The sequence below is a fragment of the Streptomyces sp. SBT349 genome (assembly GCF_001083795.1).
Classification (GTDB): Bacteria; Actinomycetota; Actinomycetes; order Streptomycetales; family Streptomycetaceae; genus Streptomyces.
Map to the genome: position 1 here is coordinate 21,111 of NZ_LAVK01000024.1, position 17,301 is coordinate 38,411.

Genomic DNA, 17,301 nt, shown 5'->3' on the forward strand with positions numbered 1-17,301 from the left:
AGCGAGCTGTGGAAGGCCCCATCGTGATGGACACCCCGACGTGCCTGCGGGAGGTGGCACACCGTCATCTCTCGCCGAAGGAACGGATGCTGATCATCCGCGGCAGTCAGCACGGCAGCCTGACGGGGCGACCGGTTCACGCCCTCCTGGAGCGCGGCCTCGTCCGTCCTCACGTCGGCCGGAACAAGGAGGTCAACCGGCCCGGGGAACGACTGCTGACCGGAGTGCTGGCTTCTAGCGGCCGACGGGGTCGCCTTCGGCCCGGTCGGTCTGCGTGCGCAGCGTCGCGTGGCCGCCGTGGTGAAGGGGCGTGTCCAGCTTCAGGCGGGCTGCCTCGGTTCCCGTTCGGGCGTCGAAGAGGTGGATCTCGCCGTGACCGCCGCGGGTGACGGCAACCCAGTCCGTGCCCGGTGACGCTGCCACCGCACGGCGTTGGACGCCCTCCCAGGGGGTGCCGCCGCGGCGGGGCGCGCCGTCCATGGCCGGGAGGGGGACGCGGTGGGCGGTCCCGCCGTCGGCGTCCAGCAGAACCAGTTCGTCGCCGTCCGGGTGGATACGGGCGAAGGCGGCGTGGTCCTGGGTGAGAGCCAGCCGGAAAACGAGCCCCGAGCCGAGATCCGCCAGGGTCGTACGATCCGTCTCCACGTCGTGACACCACGCCTGATTCGTCCACTCCGGCCACCGCAGAGGGTCCGCGTGCCCGCCCCGCAGCGTCGACCACAGCGTCCGCCGCCGCGGGTCGAACCGCAGATACCAACCCCGGGCGGGCGAACCCCACGGGATCGTCGGCTCCGCGACGAGTGCGTCGCCGTCGCGGCGTGCCCGGTACACCCCTTCGCCGACGGCCGCGAACACCTCGCCGCGATCCGGGGCCTGGGCGTCGCCGTGGCCGTCGTCCGGCAGTGGGAGACGCGCGTGGGCCGTTGCCGGCGGGCAACCGGGCGGCGCGCCGAGCAGGTCGGCGAACCGGTGGACGTCCAGGGCCCCGGGCTCCCTGTGCCGCAGCACGACGAGGGGGTCGCCCCCGCCCAGTACGGTCACTCCGGGCTCGCCCACGCGTGTGCGCACCCGGGCCGTGTCTCCCGTGGCGAGGTCGACGACCGTCAGCAGATCCGACCACGGCCTGTCGTTCCTGCCGAGGCCGGTCGTGACGGCCACCCAGCGGCCGGACGGGTCCACGGCGAGGTGCTCGGCCGGCGCGGCGACCGGGATCACGGCTTCCACGAGCTCGTGGCCGAACGGGGCGAGCACCAGCAGTTCGCCTCTGCGGTCATCGACGCAGGCCGTCCGCCCGCCCGGCAGCGCGAGGAACCCGGCGTGCTCGGAGATGTGGCGGCCGGTGAGACGGCCGGCCTCGGTGCCGTCCGGCACGGTCAGCACAAGGACGAGTCCCCCTACGTGGTCGGAGACGAGCAGCAGTGGATCGGCGGACATGGGTGCCTCCATCGACGGGCTCCTCGGGGCTGGCCGGTGTGTTACCTGGATCACCTCCAGGCGGGTAGTAAATGATAATCATATTCTTTAAGCTCTGCGGTGCGGCGCTCGTTCGACCGCCGTACCTCCCATGCGGATAAGGAGAGTTCATGGACAACGAGATGGACAACGAGAAGGTCTTCGCGCCGATCGCCGACCCGGGCCAGCTGGCCCACGACTCGGCCTCGCACTCAAACGCCCTCGTGGAGAACCCGTTCGAGGACGGCGAGTGACCAAGGGGTAAGCCCCCCTGACCGTGGGCCCGCCGCTTCTCTCCCGGGCGGGCCCACGCCCATCTCCGAAGCCCTACCCGACAGGAGACCCGACGTGTCCCGCAGCCAACTCGCCCCCGGCGTCGAGGTCGTCGCCGTGCCCGGGCGGGGTCTCGCCGTCCGCACGGCCGACGGCGAGTTCCTCAGCGCACGGATCGGCGGGTCCGACCAGAACGCGCTGCTGGCGCGGCTCTCCGGCACGGCGACGGGCGAACCGGACGCCGAACTCGACCGCCTCGTCCGGGCCTTCGATCGCGCCGGCTACTTGTCGGAGCACGCGCGGCGCAGGGAGTGGCCCGCCGGGCGCCGGGACGTCCGGCTGGTGGGCGACCCCGTGCTGACCGGGCCGCTGGCCGCCTATCTGTGGGCCGAAGGCGCGAAGCCCCGGTCGGTGGAGCCCGACGCGGCGGCCGACGGACACCCCGCCGCCGTGGTCTGGTGCGTCGATGGCCCCGTGCCCGAAGGACTGTGGGAGACCGCCGACCGGCTGCCCGAGCGCGGGATCGCCTGGCTGCGCTGCCACCGCGAAGGCTGGCAGGCGTACGTGGAGCCCCTCGCAGCCGCCGCCGGTGACGTCACCTCCTCCCACGTCCGTGCGCGTCGACTCGCCGCCACACCCGCGCACCGCGAGCTGGGCGCCTACTGGAGCGGCCCTCGTACGTCCGGCGCCCCCATCCGGCTCACCGCCCCGGCTGCCGGGTTGCTCTCCGCGCTGCTCGCCGACGACCTCACCCGGTGGGCCACCGGCGTTCCCGACACCGGCGGGCTGCCCGCCCGGCGCCGCCTGCGCCGTGTCGACCTGCGCACGCTGACCGTCACCGAGCACCCCGTGCTGCCCGTTCCCGATGTCGCCCCGTTGCCGGACAGCGCCCGATGACGTTGCTCACCGAGGCCGTCGACGGCCTCGCCACCGACATCCGGCTCCCGGACGGCGACGGTCCCTTCCCGGCCGTCCTCGTCCGCACTCCCTACGACAGGCGGCGGTACCGCGCCGAGCTGAGCGGGTGGGCTCAGCGCGGTTTCGCAGCACTGGCCCAGGACGTGCGAGGGCGGCACTCCTCGGCGGGGGCGTGGCACCCTTACCGGAACGAGGCCGCCGACGGAGCGGCAACCGTCCGCTGGATCCGTCGGCAGCCCTGGAGCGACGGGCGACTGGTGGCGGCGGGCGCCTCCTACGCCGGGTACTGCGCCCTCGCCCTCGCGCTGGAAGCGCCCGAGGACGCCCGCCCCGACGCCGTCATCGCCGCCGTGCCCGCACTGGGCACCGCGGAGACGGCTCGCGAGCCCTCGGGCGTGGAACGACTCTCGGCCCGTGCCGGGTGGTGGGCGGCTCACGGCGACCGGCGGGACTCCGACGAGGAGGCCCTGGCGAAAGCCCTCGCCGCCGACCCCGAGCTGCTCGCCCACCTGCCGGTGAGTGGCCTCCCCGAAAGGCTCGGCCGGAGCCTGCCCTCCTGGACGGGCCTGTGGCGGCACCGCGAACGCGGGCGGCTCGGCTCGCGGGCGAGGCACGCCGGAAGTCCCCTCCTCGCGGTGGGCGGCCGGCACGACCCCTTCACCGAGGAGACCTTCGCGCTGTGGCGCTGCTGGGGCGGGCCATCGGCGCGGCTGCTGATGGGGCCCTGGGGGCACGGCCTCGTCGCGGAGCCCGGTCCTGACGCCGACCCGGCGCACCGGGTGCGCCTCGGCGACCTCTACGCGCGCTGGGCCCACCTCGCCCTGACCGGGGAGCTTCGGAACGGTCACCGCGGCGCGGTCGCGCTGGGCGGCAGCCCGCTGTGGGTGCCGGCCGACACGGAGGGCGAGCCGTACAGTCCGGACCTGCTGCTGCTGCACGGAACCTCGTTCACGGCCGACCCCGAACGCCCGGTGCCGTCCGGTGAGCTGACCGTCCCCACCGGTGGCACGCCCGACCGCTGCCTGCTCGCCACCGCGCCGCTGCCGCGTCCGCTGGACGTCGTCGGTCCCGCCGAGGTGCGGCTGCGGGCCGCCGCCGACACGCCGTGCTCCGACTGGTTCGCCCGGCTCGCCGCCATCACCCCGGACGGCACGGCCGAGCGGCTGGCCGTCGGCGCCGTCCGGCGCGCGGACCCTCCGGGCCGGGCCGCCGAGTTCACCGTGGCGCTCGGCCGGCTCGCGCGCCGGCTGCGCGCGGGCACCCGGCTCCGCCTGGAGATCGCCGGGCACCACTTCCCGGCCCACGCCCGCAATCCCCACACCGGTGACGACCCGGTCACGGCCACCCACCTGCTCGCCTCCCGGCGCGAGGTCGCACCCGGGCGCGTGGCGCTGCGGCTGCCCGTGCTCCGGACCCCCCGCCCCACCGACCCCGTACAGGAGATCCTGCGATGACGGCCCTGCCGCTGGAAGCTCTCGTCGACCCCGTCTGCGGCATCGTCCGCAAGGTCAAGCCCGTCGAGCACCCCATGGGCGCACCGCCCCGCTACACCGCGCTCACCGCGGAGATCTCCGACGCCCGCAGGCTCGGCCTGTGGCCCGCCGACCGGGTATCACTCGGCACAACGTTCGGTGACCCCGAGGGTGCCCGGATCGCCGCCATAGCGGAGGGAATCGAGCGGTACTGCGGTAACCGCCTGCCGCCGCCCGGCCACCCGCGCGCGCCGCTGCGAGCCACGGCCGCCGAGCTGACCGAGAAGGGCCTGCGGCTGTACGGACCGGGGGAGCTGCCGGCCTACGCCGGCTGGCAGTACGGCCGCGAGAAGTTCCCCTACCGTCCCCTGACACCGGACACGCCGGGCCTGTGGGCACGCGGCGAGGAGCGGCTGCGTGGCGGGGAGACGGCCGAGGTCTGGGCGCCCGTCGCGCTCACCCACCTCAACTGGCGCCAGGGCGAGCTGCGTTCGCTGCCCCGTACACACCACCTCAACTACGCCGGGATCGCCACGGGGCAGGGGTTCGACGACGCCGTCGAGCGCGGTCTGCTGGAGGTCGTCGAGCGCGACGCGCTCGAACTGTGGTGGCACCTGGACGGGCCGGCCCGCGGCATCGACCCGGCCGGTGTACCCGGCCTCTCCGACGACCTGGCCGGATCCGGGCTCGACGTCCATCTGGTCGAGATGCCTTCGGAGTTCGCCCCCTGCATGGGCGCGCTCGTCCACGACCGCCGACTCGGCCTGCACGCCGCCGGGTTCGCCTGCCGGTACGATCCGGCCGAGGCCGCCCGCAAGGCCGTGCTGGAGGCCGTCCACACCTGGATCTTCACGCAGGGCCTCATCGATCCCGACGGCTGGGTGTTCGAGGCCGTCGAGGCCGGGCTGCTCGCCCGCGGGCTCTACCTGGACCACCGCGAGGACGGACGCTACCTCGACGCGTGCGGTGAGCACTTCTCCCGGGTGCGGGACCTGGGCGCCCACGTACAGGTGTGGCTGGACGAGCGGATGGCGCCCGAGGCCCGGCGGTTCACCGAGCCCGCACGGGGAGTCGTCCCCATCGACGCGGTTGAGCCCGGCAGCCGGGAGCGACTGGAGCGCGCTCTTCACGAGGGCGGTCACCGCGTCATGACGTTCGACCTCACCACCGAGGACGTGGCCGAGACACCGCTGCGCGTGGCGCGCGTACTCGTCTCCGGTCTGATCCCCAACGCCCCCGCCGCCTTCGGCTACTTCGGCTGTCCGCGCCTCGCCGAGGCCGCCGTGGGCCGGGGTTGGCGCACGACCGGTCCGAGCGCACCGGAGGACTTCACGCTCGCTCCTCCGCCCCACATGTGAGGGCCGCCCCGTGGATCTCGTCACCGCCCTCGCCCGCGCCCGCTCCGCCGAGGAGCCCGGCCCGGACACGCCCGCCGCGCCCCCCGTCCCCGACTGGCCGGGGGACGCACGCTGCCTGTCGCGGGCCGGCCCCGGAGAGCTGGACCTCTGGTGGCTGCTCCGCCTCTCGCTGGCCGCCCAGGACGGTGCCGGACGGCTGCGGCCGGTCCCGTCGGCGGGCGGCCTCCACCCGGTGGACGCCCAGCTCGTCGTGGGCGCCGACTGCCCGCTGCCGTCCGGACGCTACGGCTACGACCCGCTGCGCCACCGCGTGCACCTTCTGGGGCCCGCGCCCGACGACGCGCCGCCCGGAGCGGCCGTCGAGCTCTCCGTCACGCCGCGGCGCACGGTCTCCCACTACGGCCACCGTGCCTGGCCCCTGATGCTGCTCGACACCGGACACGCCGCCGCGGCGCTGCGTCTCGCGGCCCGCGCGCTCGGCGCCGGCCCGCCCACACTCGGCCTCGACGGGCGTGCCGAACGCCCGCTCGCCTCACTCCACTTCACGCCGCCCGGAGGTCCGCGCCGGGTCGCGGACGCGCCCGCTCCCCGCGATCTGCTGGCCCGTCGCAGCGCCCGGCCGCCGCTGAGGGGCGTCCCTTCACGGGACGTCCTGCGAACGGTGCTCGCCACTCTCGCCGACGCGAGCGCCGGTGAGGTCGCGTGGTGCGCCGCCGTTGGCGAACCGCGGCCCGAACTCGTCGAGTTGTCCCCCGACGGCTCCCTGCGGCGGCTCGCCTCCGGGGAGGCCAGGCCGACACTCGCCGCCTGGGCCGCGGGCCAGGGATGGATAGCGGACGCGGGCGCCGTCCTGCTGGGGTACGGCTGCCCGACGGACGCCGACGCTCCACGGATCCGCCGCGCCCATCTGCGGGCCGGCTTCGCCGTGGGGCTGGCCCACGTCGCGGCCGGCCGCCTTGGGGTGGCAAGCCGCCCCGTCGGCTCCTGGCAGCAGGCGGATCTGGGCGCCGCGCTCGGCGCGGCACCGGGCAGGGACTGGATCGTCCACGGCCTGGCCCTCGGCACCACCCACCCCAAGGAGGGGATCCCGTGATCGTCCACCCCGAGTTGCGCCGCGCCGCACGGCACGCACGGCGCACCCTGCTCGCGGCCACCGTCCTTCAGGGGGCCGTCACCCTGACCCACGTCGCCCAGGCTGGGCTGCTGGCTCTCGCGCTCGCCGACGTGGCCCGGGGCGACACGGACCAACTCCCGCCGCTCCTCGGAGCGGTGCTGGCCGTGGTCGCCATCCGCGCGGGGCTGAGCTGCTGGCAGCGGCGCACGGCCACCCGCGCCGGGACAGGGGTCAGGGTGCGCCTGAGAGACGAACTCGTCGCCCACCTCGGACGGCTCGGGCCCGCCCACCTGACCTCCCCCGGCCTTCGGCCGGGGGGACCCCCCGCGCGTGTCGGGGCCGTCCGGACGACCCTGGTCGACGGAGTGGAGGGCGTCGACGCGTACGTCTCCCGCTACCTGCCCCAACTCCTCGTCACCCTCGCCGTGCCGCCCCTTCTGCTCGCCGCCGTGGCCGCGGTCGAGCCCCGCGCCCTCCTCTGTCTCGTCCCCGCCCTTCTGCTCGCCCTGGTCGGGCCGCGCGCCTGGGACCGGCTCCTCGCCCGTCGCGGCAAGGAGCACTGGGACACCTACGAGGGGCTGGGCGCCGACTACCTGGAGGCCCTCCAGGGCATGCCCGTGCTGCGTGCTGCGGGCGCCGTGGAGCGCACCCGCGAGCGGCTGGAGGAGCGTTCGGCGGCGCTGCACCGGGCGACCGTCGCCAAGCTCCGCGTCTCCCTCGTCGACACCGGGCTGACCGACCTGGCGATCCAGGGCGGCACCGCGGCCGCCGCGCTGCTGGCCTGCTGGTCGGCCGCCACCGGATCCACCACGGCGACCGGCACCTATATGGTGCTGCTCCTGGCCGCCGAGTGCTTTCGGCCCGTGCGCGACCTGGCCCGCGAGTGGCACGCCGGGTACCTGGGCGTCTCGGCCGCGGACGGGCTCGCGGCGCTGCGCACCGCCGAACCCACGGTCCCCGACGCGGGAACGGCGCGGGCGTACTGGCCGGAGCCGCCCCAGGTGCGTTTCGAGGACGTGACGTTCAGCTACGACGGCGGGGAGGAGTTCGCCGTCCGCGCCGTCACCTTCACGGCCGAGGCAGGGCGTACCACCGCGATCGTCGGCGCCTCGGGCGCCGGCAAATCCACCCTGATCGCTCTGCTCCTGCGCCATCGCGATCCGGGGCGGGGCCGGATCACGGTCGACGGCCGCGACGTGGCCGAGTACACCCTGGATTCGCTGCGGCAGGGCATCGCCGTCGTCTCCCAGGAGACCTACCTCTTCCACGGCACCATCGCCGACAACCTGCGCCTGGCCCGGCCGGCGGCCACGGACGACGAGCTGGTCCGCGCCGCGCGCGCCGCCGGCGTCCACGACGAGATCGCCGTCCTCCCCGACGGCTACGCCACCGTCCTCGGCGAACGCGGTTCCACCCTCTCCGGCGGTCAGCGGCAGCGGCTCGCCCTCGCACGTGCTCTGCTGGCCGACGCCCCGGTGCTCGTCCTCGACGAGGCCACCAGCTCGGTCGACGAACGCCGCGAGGCGGACATCATCCGCGAGCTGGTGGCCGCCGCGGGGGGCCGGACCGTCCTGGTCGTCGCCCACCGGCTCGCCGCGGTCCGGCACGCCGACCGGATCGTGGTACTCGACGGCGGACGGTTGGACGCCGTCGGCGAGCACATCCCCCTCGTCGAGGCCGGCGGCGTGTACGCGGAACTCGTCAACGCCGGCCGTACGCACGAGGAAGGGGTCCCCGCATGAGCGGCACCGTCCAAGACGCCATACCGGACCGCGGCACGGTCGATGCTCCCGAACCCCAGCGCGGGTCACTGCGCGCGCTGCTGCCCGCGCTCGCCGGGCACCGGGCCATGATGGCCCGCACCTGCGCCGCCGCCGTCGTCGAACAGGGCTCACTGGTCACCTTGCTGACCCTGGCCTCCCATACCGTCGGAACCGCGGTCACCACGAACCGCGCCCCCTCGGCCGGAGCGATCACCGCTCTCGTCGCCCTCGTCCTCGTCCGCGCCCTGATGACCTGGCGCGAGATGGACCTCTCGCACGATCTGGCCTACCGGGTGCTGGCCGAGCTGCGGGTGCGGGTCTTCGACGGGCTCGCCCGAAGCGCGCCCGCCCGCGTGGGCGGCAGGCGCAGCGGAGAACTGGCCGCCACCGCGATGGCCGACGTGGAGGCCCTGGAGTTCTTCTACGCCCACACCACAGCCCAATTCCTCGCATCCGGATTGGTGTTCGGCGGCGGCGCCGCGACCCTGGCCGCGGTGGAGCCGTGGTTGCTACTGGCGGTGCTGCCGGTCGCCGCCCTGCTCGCCGCGGCCCCCTTCGCCGACGCGCGGGGAGGTGCGGTGCGTGGAGCGCGCACCAGGGCGGCCGCCGCGACGCTGTCGGCCGACACCGTGGACACCGTCGACGGGCTGCGCGAGCTGCTCGCCTTCGGCGGACTCGCCACGCGGCGCCGCCGACTCGCGGAGCAGGGCCGGAAAGTGGGCGAGGCACAGCGGGCCGAGGCTTCCCGGGAGGCCTCGGCCGCCGCCGTCCGCGACGTGCTCATCGTGTCCGCGATCCTCGGTGCGGTGGTCGCCGCGGCGCAGTCCGCGACCTCGGGCAGGCTCCACGGTGCGTGGGTGCCGGCGTCGATGGCGCTGGCCCTGACGATGCTGGGACCGGTCGCCGAGTCGGCCAAGGCGCTGAGCCGGACGATGGGTCTGCGCGCCGCGGCCGCCCGGGTCGACGCGGCCGTGAAGGCCCCCGCGCTCGCCCCGCCGCCCGCATCCCCACGCCCGCTGCCGCCGGGCCTGCTGGGCGTCCGGTTGCACAGCGTGAGCTTCGACTACGGGGGCCCGCCGGTGCTGGACGGCATCGACCTGACGATCCCGGCTGGACGGACGCTCGCCCTGGTCGGTGCCTCAGGGGCGGGCAAGTCCACCTGCGCCCACCTGCTGGCCCGTTTCTGGGATCCGTCCGAGGGGGCCGTCCACCTGCTGCCCGACGGCGGTGAGCCCGTCGATCTCCGCGACCTGTCCGACGCCCAACTCCGCGGCGCCATCGCCGTGGTGGGCCAGGACGCCCCCCTCTTCCACGGGACCCTCGCCGACAACCTGCGCCTCGGCGCACCGGATGCGGACGACCGCCTCCTGGCCGAAACGGCGAAACTGTGCGGCGTCGACGGGATCGCCTCCCTGGACACCCTCGTCGGGGAGCGCGGTTCCACCGTCTCCGGCGGCCAGCGCGCCCGCATCGCCCTCGCCCGTGCCCTGGTGGCCGAACCCCGGGTCCTGGTGCTGGACGAGACCACCGCTCACCTGGACAACGCCGGCGACGCCCGGCTCGGCAGCGCGCTCGGCGGGGGAGACCGCACCACGATCGTCATCGCCCACCGCCGCTCCACCATCCGCCGCGCCGACCGCATCGCCGTCCTCGAAGCCGGCCGCATCGCGGAAGAGGGCACCTGGGAGGAACTCACCGCCCGCTCCGACAGCGCGCTGAACCGCGTACTGGCCGCCACCTCGTCCTGACACGCGGGCCGTCCACGTCGCCGTGCGGCACCGGGCGTCAGAACGCCCCGGGGTACAGCGCCGCGGCGATGTCCGCGACCGCGTCGACGTTGCCGAGCGTGCCGGGGTAGACGTCCGAGGACGAGATGGGGATGAGGCGGTCGTTGCGCACCGCGTCGAGGTCGGGGAAGGTGCTCTCCAGGTACTCGCGGGTGGCCCGCTCGTGCTCGGCGCCGCTGACCGCGAAGACGAGGGCCTCCGGGTCCCGTTCGGCGAGCACCTCGGGATTGATCTGGGCGGCGAAGAAGTCGGCGAACGCGGCGTCGCCGGGACCGAAGACGTTCTCGCCGCCGGCCCGCCCGATGATGTCGTACTCGATGCCGGCGCCGATCGCGGAGAGCGTGCTGCCCTCGACGTAGACCTGCGCGACCGTGACGGGCTCCTGCCCCGAGACGCCCGCGGCGACGTCGTCCAGCGCCGCCCGGGCCTCCTCGGCGAGTCCGGCAGCGGCCTCGACTGCCCCGAGGGCGCGGCCGAGGGTGTCCAGGTCGGTGAAGAGATCGTCGACCGTGCCGGTCATGCGGCGATCCTCGCAACCGCCGGTGGCGATATAGGCGGCCACGCCCGCCTCGTCGAGTTGCTCGATGCTGGCGAAGCCCTGCTCGGCGGTGAACTCGTAGGCGGTGGGCGCGAACACGAAGTCGGGCGCGGCCTCGAGCAGCACCTCTCGCGTCGGCGGGGCGTCCTCGCTGAGCACGGGGATGTCCTCGGCCTCGGCCCGCAGGTCCTCGGGCAGTGGTGCCGTGGCCGTCTGCGCCTGACCCACCATCCGGTCGCCCAGCCCCAGGCGCAGCAGCAGCTCCGTCTGGGACGGGCTCAGGCCCACGATTGCCTCCGGGGGGCCGGAGAGGACGATGTCGCGCCCGCAGTTGGCGAGAACGGTCGGCTGCCGGCCGTCGGCGCCCTCGCCGTCCGCCTCCGGCTCGGTGACACCCGAGCCACAGGCGGTGAGGGTGAGGAGGCCGACGGCGGCCAGGACCGTTCCGGCGGCGGACCGGGAAGGAAGGGGGCGGGTCATGATGCGTGCTCCTTGGCTGGGCGCTCGGGCGCCGGGACGTGCGGTGAAGGGGGTGGCTGGGAGGAGAAGGCGATCAGGGGCCGCCCGGTCGCCGGGTGGCTGAGCAGGTGCGCCTGGACGCCGAAGACCTCGCCGATCAGCTCGGGCGTCAGCACGTCCGCCGGGGGACCGTGGGCGACGATCCGCCCCGCCCGCATGACGGCGACGACGTCGCAGTGGGCCGCCGCCAGGTTCAGGTCGTGCAGCGCGGCGAGCGTGGTCAGCCCGAGCTCGCCGATGATGCGCATGAGTTCGAGCTGGAAGGAGACGTCCAGGTGGTTGGTCGGCTCGTCCAGCACCAGTACCTGGCTCTCCTGCACCAGGGCACGCGCCAGCAGCACCCGCTGCTTCTCGCCGCCCGACAATCCGGCGAAGGGCCGTCCCGCCAGCTCGGCGGCGCCGACACGGGCGAGGGCGCGGTCGGCGAGTTCGAGGTCGCGAGGAGAATCGCCCCCGAAACCGCGGTGGTGGGGCAGGCGGCCGAGGAGCACGGCGTCGAGTACGTCGAGGTCGAAGTCGGCGGTGGTCTCCTGGGTCATGACGGCGACCTGCCGCGCCACGGTCCGCGGCGGCAGCTTCCACACGTCCTTCCCGTCGATGCCGACCGTGCCGGTCTCGGGCCTGGTCACCCGGTAGAGGCTGCGCAGCAGCGTGGACTTGCCGCTGCCGTTCGGGCCGACGAGACCGGCGATCCGGCCCGGTGCCACGCCGAACGTCGCGCCATGCACGATGCGGGTGCCGCCCAGCGCGACGACGACATCCGTGAAGTCGACCCTCATCGCGACATCCCCGCCCTGGCCGCGCGCCCGTGGCGTATCAACCAGAGGAAGCAGGGGGCCCCCACCACGGCGGTGACGATGCCGATGGGTATCTCGGTGGGTTCGGCGACGGTCCGCGCGAGCACGTCGGCGGCCATCAGGAACAGAGCGCCACCCAGGACGGAGACCGAGAGCATGCGGCGGTGGTCGGCGCCGACGAGGATCCGCGCGGCGTGCGGGATGACAAGACCGACGAAGCCGATGCCGCCGCTGACCGCCACGACCGACCCGGTCAGCAGGGACGCGGCGATCACCAACTGCCCGCGCAGCCGGTTGACGTTGACGCCCAGGGCGGTGGCGTTCTCGTCGCCCACCAGCAGAGCGTTGAGGGCACGGGCGTTGGCCAGGGCGAAGAGCGTGACGGCGGCGAGCGCGGCGGCCGGCACCGCGAGCTGTTCCATGGTGGCCGCGGAGACGCTGCCCAGCAGGAAGAAGAGCACGCTGAACACGTTCTGTGCCTCGGTGGTCAGTGTCAGGTAGCTCGTCACCGCGCTGAGGAGCGAGCCGAGGGCCACTCCGGCGAGGATCATGCGCGTCGGGGCCAGCACCCCGTGCTGACGGGCCAGCAGGTAGACGGCGGCGGTCGCGCCGAGCGCGCCGAGGAACGCCGCGCCGCTGAGCGGGAGCCCGCCCACGGCGGCCGAGCCGAGCGTGATCACGGCGACCGCGCCGACGCTGGCCCCCGCCGAGACCCCCAGCACGTAGGGCTCGGCCAGCGGGTTGCGCACCGCGGCCTGCATCAGCGCCCCGGCCAGCGCGAGACCGGCCCCGGCCAGACCGGCCAGCAGTGTGCGCGGCAGCCGGAACTGCCACACCGTCTGGTCCTGGAGCCGGGTGATCGAACCGTCCCTCATCCAGGGGGCGTCGGGGACGAGGTGGCCGATGACGACGCGCACCGCGTCAGCCGCCCCGACGTCAGCCGGGCCGGTGGCGACGGAGACAACGACGGTGGCGAGGATGGTGAGCACGAGCACGAGGTGCACGCCCACCAGCGCCCCGGCGGGCCGGCGTCGCCTCCCCTGTCTGGCGGCCTGTCTCGTGGTGGACAACGACGCGCCTCCCATCCTGATTGAAAACCGTTATCGTAATCGTATCCATGTGGCCGGTCGGCGGGCAACGGATGAGGCGCGGGCGTGAAGACGATCACAGGCGGCGTCCGGTCGGGCCCGCACGTCACCTGATACGTCCACGAAGGCGAATCCGCGGTGTCGGGCTCGGCCATCAGCCGTCCCCTGTGGCGTGGTTCGGCCCTGACATCCGTCAGTCGGGCCGAGGGGCCCGCCCGCGGGGCGGCCTCCGTCACCACCGCGAGGGCGCGTGGCGCCCTTTCGAGCTCAAGGTGCCTCGCGGGCGCAGGCGCAGGCGCAGGCAGGACTCGGCGCGAGGCAACGCCGAACCGGGCGTGACCACCCAACCGTGGTGCGGCCTCAGCCGGGGGAACCGGCCGGGCTGTTTCCCCGTCGGAGGGAACATGACATGGGCTACTTGGGGTGATCGGAGCGCGCGCCTGCTGACGGGGGTTCTCGTCGCGGGGGTCCTCGGCTGCGGTGCGGACGCGGAGCCGGAACGGAACTCGGGGCCGGGGCCGGAGGTCAGAACGACACCGGATGACGACCCGTGCCCGCCCGGCCCCGAAGCCCGGCATGATCAGCTGCCGCGCATGTGTGCGGTGGCCGACGCGTGGGAGGCGTCGGACGCGCCGCGCCGGTGGGCGGAGGAGTTCCACCCGCTCGATGCCCATGTCCAACTGCCCGAGGACGGCCTGCGGGACGAGTTTCAGAACGGAGCCGTCAGGGCGCTGACCTCCCTGCCCGGCGAGTCGGCGGACGGGGCCATCCGGTGGGAGGACGGGGAGACCAGCACCGTGCCCCTGATGTCGGCCGCCGCTGCCTTCGGGGAGATGGACAGCGGCATCGCCGAAAGAGTCGAGGGCTACCCAGCGATGGAGGTGACCGGCGTCGAGCCGGGCGAGATGCGGCTGCACACCAGCCGGGGACCGGCCCAGGTCCCCGCCTGGCTCTTCACGCTCGACGGCTACGACACCCCGCTGCGGTACGCCGCCGTCGCCGCCCCGACGCCGCCGACCGCCTCCATCGAGCCGGCGGTGGGCGACCGCGATCTGGCGGGGCTGGCGCTGGGGTCGCTCAGCGAGGACGGCCGGCGCGTCACCGTCACGTGGTGGGATGGCTCCTGCGAGGAATCGGCCATTGACGTGCTGGAGACGGACGAGAGCATCGTCATCGCCAGGTCGGTCAGCGGTGGGCCACCACCGGGCACGGCGTGCACCGCAGAGGTGCGCATCGTGGAGAAGACGCTGGAGTTGGAGCACCCCCTCGGGGAACGGGCCCCGCTCGACGCGTCCACGGGCGAGGTGCTCCAGCCCGAGCTCCTGGACGCACGTAATCCGTGACGCCAGTGCCGTATCAGACCGGCGCGTCGGCCGCCACGGGTCCGGGACCGGCCCGGCGAACCGGTCGGCCAGCCGCGCAAACGCCCTCAGGCGGGAGGTGGTCGCGGTGGCGGTGGCGGCAAGCTGACCCCAGGCCCGACATGACTCGATCCGGCAGGTTCGAGTGAAGTCGGCCGCGCGCCGGACCGCCTGGTAGCGGCGGCCGGCGAAGAAGGCGTCCACCCCGTGACGGGACCGCGCGGCCAGCTTGTTGTCCCCGCCCGGTCAGCTGCGCCCCGCTCCCGTCGCGGCGCCTGGCGTCATGCGTGCGGCGAGGATGGACAGCAGCCAAGCGACTGACCTCGCAGGTCACCCGACCTGCTGAAACGCGATGTTTCCCGAGACGGCGGAGACGGCCGTTGTCCACGCTTCGAGATGTCGGGTCACGAAGCACGAGCGAACGGCCGCTGCCACGAGTCTCCCCGTCCACGCCCCCGCAGGCCATGCATTGGCTCTCCTGTCGTGCGTGGATGGGCCGGTGAAGACCCTGGTCGGGTTGTCGCTGCGCGACCCCAACGCCTTGGACGAGGAAGCCCACGCGGGCGACGGCGTGCGGGGGTGACTCCGAACGCCGCTTCTGCCCGAACGTGCCGGGAAGCCCAAGGGAAGATATTCGGATGACACGCCGGGCCGAGAACTGTTTCATGATCCGATGTCTCGAAGCCCCCGCCGCCGAGAGCACTCCCAGCCAGGTGCACCAGCTTCACGGCCCGGTGCCCCCGAAGCTGCCACCAAGTGCCACGTAGCTCTCTGTCCACGCGCCGAAATTTCGAGGTCGAGCCGATGAACCAGGGCACCCATCCCGAAGAGCTGCCGGCCGAAGTCCTGGCCGACGTGGCCGACGTGGTCGGGGCAGAGGTCACTCTTCCCCGTCGCCTACCCGGAGGCGTCAATGGGGGTGCCGTGCGCGTCCAGTTGGCCGGAGGGGCAAATGCGGTGCTCAAAGCGGTGCCCCGTGCACACCCCAACCACCTGGACGAGACGTTGCGGGCCCAGAGAGTGGTCGAGCACATGCGCAGGCGCGGCTATCCCACCCCGGCCTGGCTCGGAGTGGGGGCCACTGCCACTCATGTATGGCATCTGATGGACTTCGTTGACGCGGCTCCCGCGCCAGAGCTGACCCCGTCCCTCGTTGAGCAGCTGATGGAGATCATCGAACTCCAGGCTGGCCAAGCCTCCGAGCCCTACGACCACTGGTCGTACGCCTGGCGGGTCGCCACCGGTCAGGAATCGGCTGTCGCCGGGCTGGATTTCAACGAGACGCCGGAGCAGTCGCGTCTCCGCCGGTCCGTGGCCACGCTCTCGGCGTATTCCTCCGTGGTGTCGGCCTTGGTCGAGCGCCTCCGGCTCGTGTGTGCCGACGTCCCACCACCACGAGAGGCACCGGACATGGTCCATGCCGATCTCTCAACCCCCAGCAATATCCTGGTCCGTGACGGAGCGATCGTGGCGGTCGTGGACATCGGGAACGCGGGTAGCGGCACGCGGGCGATCGATCTCACCACCCTCGTGTGGTACACCTTCCAGGATCCGCTGCTGGAGGGTGTCCGAAGGCGGCTGTGGACGAGAATCCTCGACCTGGTCGGCTGGGACGGGGCGGCGGTGCTCGCAGCGGCACAGATCCTCCACATGCTGGAGATCCCCACCCGCCACGGGCGCCACGATGTCATTCCAGGGGTGGTCAAGCGCGGCCATCGCGCCCTCGACGAGCTGAACGCGCTTCGCTGACCCTACGAGGGCGTTCGCGGAACCCGGCCCTACCGTTTTGACCTTCACATCCCGGTGCAAGCCCCGGACGGGACCATGGCCGCGTCCCCACAGTCGTCATGACCCGACCACCGTGAACGAGCCGGAAACGGGCGAAGGTGAGAAAGACGGAACTCCAGACGACTCCCCACGCGATCCGCTACAGAGAGCTATGTGGCACGTGGTGGCAGCTCCGGGAGTCCGCGGGTGCTGCGTGACGCCACCGGTGGGCCGGTCGCTGTCACCGCCGACATCCCCGGCACACGCCCCGGGCCGCGCTTCGTCCTCGATGCCTGTCCGGGCACCGCGCCCTTCGGCGACGAGAGCCCTTGGACGCACCCGCCCGCCTCCGGCCTCGTCGAAGAGGGCCGGCTGTGGGGCCGGGGAAGCCCGGACTCGAAGTGCGCCGCCGCCGTCCTCCGCCACCTCGCCGCCCCCGGACGACGTGGTCGGCGTCATGATCGGCCACCGAGGGCCCACCGCGCCCAACTCCACGTCCACGGGGCCGCCTCCCACTCCGGGGGCAGCAGGGCCACGCCGGAGCCATCGAGAAAGCCGCCCACCTCATCCGTGCCACTGCCTCCGGATGTGTAGGCGTCACCCGCGCCGACCGGCCGGCCGGCGCGGCTGCCTCGACCACATCTACGGCGAACCACGCTCCCGAAGAAGCCACCCGCATCGCGGCCCCCTTGCCCCACGATCCCTGGCCGTGGAACAGCCCCGTGGGCTGCGCGTCCAGCCCGGCCGCGCAGTGCCAAGTCAGCTCGGCACTTCCTCCCGTCGCCGGTCGTCGTCGGCTGCGGCGGGGATGGCGTTGTCGATGAGGACGGCGGCGATGGCGGCGGCGGTGGGGAAGGCGTCGGCGCCCAGGACCCGGGTGCGGGCCGCGGCGCCGTCGAGGAGCAGCGCGAGCTGCTCGCCGAGCTGTTCAGGGTCGGCGGCGCCGGCTTCGCGGGCGGTGTCGGCGAGCCGCGCGGCGACGGCGTTCTTGTAGTCGCGCGCGTACCGGGACGCGGGGTGCTCGGGGTCGTGGAGTTCGACGGCGGCGGCGATGTAGGGGCACAGGGGGGTGGGGGGGGGGCTGTCGCGGGCGG

General features: G+C 73.9%; 14 protein-coding genes and 1 pseudogene. 9 read left to right on the forward strand and 6 right to left on the reverse strand.

The genetic code is table 11. The annotated features are described in order from the left end of the window. Positions 1–234 precede the first annotated feature (234 nt). On the reverse strand, positions 235–1,434 hold the full coding sequence (locus tag ADY01_RS05200) for a hypothetical protein (protein WP_049566302.1): 1,200 nt from the start codon (positions 1,432–1,434) through the stop codon (positions 235–237). Between the two features lie 161 nt (positions 1,435–1,595). On the opposite strand from ADY01_RS05200, the gene amiA reads away from it, so the two are divergent. The 7 genes from amiA (at position 1,596) to ADY01_RS05230 (ending at position 10,098) form a co-directional block, all read left to right on the forward strand. Beyond that, positions 1,596–1,706 (forward strand): streptamidine family RiPP, encoded by a 111-nt coding sequence (gene amiA / locus ADY01_RS41240; protein ID WP_267888413.1) that lies wholly within the window; start codon positions 1,596–1,598, stop codon positions 1,704–1,706. A 94-nt stretch (positions 1,707–1,800) separates the two neighbouring features. After that, positions 1,801–2,622, forward strand: a complete 822-nt coding sequence (locus ADY01_RS05205) for a hypothetical protein (RefSeq protein WP_049566241.1) — start codon at positions 1,801–1,803, stop codon at positions 2,620–2,622. Next, entirely contained in the window at positions 2,619–4,097 is a 1,479-nt protein-coding gene (locus tag ADY01_RS05210; protein WP_049566247.1) for a CocE/NonD family hydrolase, read from the forward strand. The genes ADY01_RS05205 and ADY01_RS05210 overlap by 4 nt, the downstream gene beginning before the upstream one ends. Beyond that, positions 4,094–5,473, forward strand: coding sequence for a YcaO-like family protein (locus ADY01_RS05215; RefSeq protein ID WP_049566251.1), 1,380 nt, complete (start codon positions 4,094–4,096; stop codon positions 5,471–5,473). Before ADY01_RS05210 ends, ADY01_RS05215 begins: the two co-directional genes overlap by 4 nt. A 10-nt stretch (positions 5,474–5,483) precedes the next feature. Beyond that, on the forward strand, positions 5,484–6,566 hold the full coding sequence (locus ADY01_RS05220) for a hypothetical protein (RefSeq protein WP_049566255.1): 1,083 nt from the start codon (positions 5,484–5,486) through the stop codon (positions 6,564–6,566). Next, a complete protein-coding gene (locus ADY01_RS05225; RefSeq protein ID WP_049566259.1) occupies positions 6,563–8,329 on the forward strand; it encodes an ABC transporter ATP-binding protein/permease in 1,767 nt (588 codons plus the stop codon). Before ADY01_RS05220 ends, ADY01_RS05225 begins: the two co-directional genes overlap by 4 nt. Next, on the forward strand, positions 8,326–10,098 hold the full coding sequence (locus ADY01_RS05230; RefSeq protein ID WP_049566264.1) for an ABC transporter ATP-binding protein: 1,773 nt from the start codon (positions 8,326–8,328) through the stop codon (positions 10,096–10,098). The genes ADY01_RS05225 and ADY01_RS05230 overlap by 4 nt, the downstream gene beginning before the upstream one ends. A 37-nt stretch (positions 10,099–10,135) precedes the next feature. On the opposite strand, the gene ADY01_RS05235 is transcribed toward ADY01_RS05230, so the two are convergent. From ADY01_RS05235 to ADY01_RS05245, 3 genes are read right to left on the reverse strand one after another with little or no spacing between them, the layout of a single operon-like run. Further along, positions 10,136–11,155 carry an ABC transporter substrate-binding protein gene (locus tag ADY01_RS05235; protein WP_049566267.1) on the reverse strand — a complete coding sequence of 340 codons (1,020 nt, stop codon included), beginning with the start codon at positions 11,153–11,155 and terminating at the stop codon, positions 10,136–10,138. After that, positions 11,152–11,973: an ABC transporter ATP-binding protein gene (locus ADY01_RS05240; protein WP_049566273.1), complete on the reverse strand. Its 822-nt coding sequence runs from the start codon at positions 11,971–11,973 to the stop codon at positions 11,152–11,154. The genes ADY01_RS05235 and ADY01_RS05240 overlap by 4 nt, the downstream gene beginning before the upstream one ends. Next, positions 11,970–13,061 carry a FecCD family ABC transporter permease gene (locus ADY01_RS05245; protein WP_199826164.1) on the reverse strand — a complete coding sequence of 364 codons (1,092 nt, stop codon included), beginning with the start codon at positions 13,059–13,061 and terminating at the stop codon, positions 11,970–11,972. The genes ADY01_RS05240 and ADY01_RS05245 overlap by 4 nt, the downstream gene beginning before the upstream one ends. A 620-nt stretch (positions 13,062–13,681) precedes the next feature. On the opposite strand from ADY01_RS05245, the gene ADY01_RS05250 reads away from it, so the two are divergent. After that, positions 13,682–14,422 carry a hypothetical protein gene (locus tag ADY01_RS05250; RefSeq protein WP_049566276.1) on the forward strand — a complete coding sequence of 247 codons (741 nt, stop codon included), beginning with the start codon at positions 13,682–13,684 and terminating at the stop codon, positions 14,420–14,422. Between the two features lie 822 nt (positions 14,423–15,244). Beyond that, positions 15,245–16,189 (forward strand): phosphotransferase family protein, encoded by a 945-nt coding sequence (locus ADY01_RS05260; protein ID WP_049566284.1) that lies wholly within the window; start codon positions 15,245–15,247, stop codon positions 16,187–16,189. Between the two features lie 259 nt (positions 16,190–16,448). On the opposite strand, the gene ADY01_RS41485 is transcribed toward ADY01_RS05260, so the two are convergent. After that, positions 16,449–16,970, reverse strand: coding sequence for an ADP-ribosylglycohydrolase family protein (locus tag ADY01_RS41485; RefSeq protein WP_324612894.1), 522 nt, complete (start codon positions 16,968–16,970; stop codon positions 16,449–16,451). After that, positions 16,967–17,301: pseudogene (locus tag ADY01_RS05265) on the reverse strand (TetR family transcriptional regulator); the annotation flags it as partial. The pseudogene ADY01_RS05265 and the gene ADY01_RS41485, both read right to left, overlap by 4 nt.

Bases quoted from the DNA above. Each gene is read 5' to 3' on its own strand.
- ADY01_RS05215 (WP_049566251.1), top strand. From the start codon at position 4,094: ATGACGGCCCTGCCGCTGGAAGCTCTCGTCGACCCCGTCTGCGGCATC.
- ADY01_RS05200 (WP_049566302.1), bottom strand. From the start codon at position 1,434: ATGTCCGCCGATCCACTGCTGCTCGTCTCCGACCACGTAGGGGGACTC.
- ADY01_RS05260 (WP_049566284.1), top strand. From the start codon at position 15,245: ATGAACCAGGGCACCCATCCCGAAGAGCTGCCGGCCGAAGTCCTGGCC.
- ADY01_RS05210 (WP_049566247.1), top strand. From the start codon at position 2,619: ATGACGTTGCTCACCGAGGCCGTCGACGGCCTCGCCACCGACATCCGG.
- ADY01_RS05230 (WP_049566264.1), top strand. From the start codon at position 8,326: ATGAGCGGCACCGTCCAAGACGCCATACCGGACCGCGGCACGGTCGAT.
- ADY01_RS05240 (WP_049566273.1), bottom strand. From the start codon at position 11,973: ATGAGGGTCGACTTCACGGATGTCGTCGTCGCGCTGGGCGGCACCCGC.
- ADY01_RS05235 (WP_049566267.1), bottom strand. From the start codon at position 11,155: ATGACCCGCCCCCTTCCTTCCCGGTCCGCCGCCGGAACGGTCCTGGCC.
- amiA (WP_267888413.1), top strand. From the start codon at position 1,596: ATGGACAACGAGAAGGTCTTCGCGCCGATCGCCGACCCGGGCCAGCTG.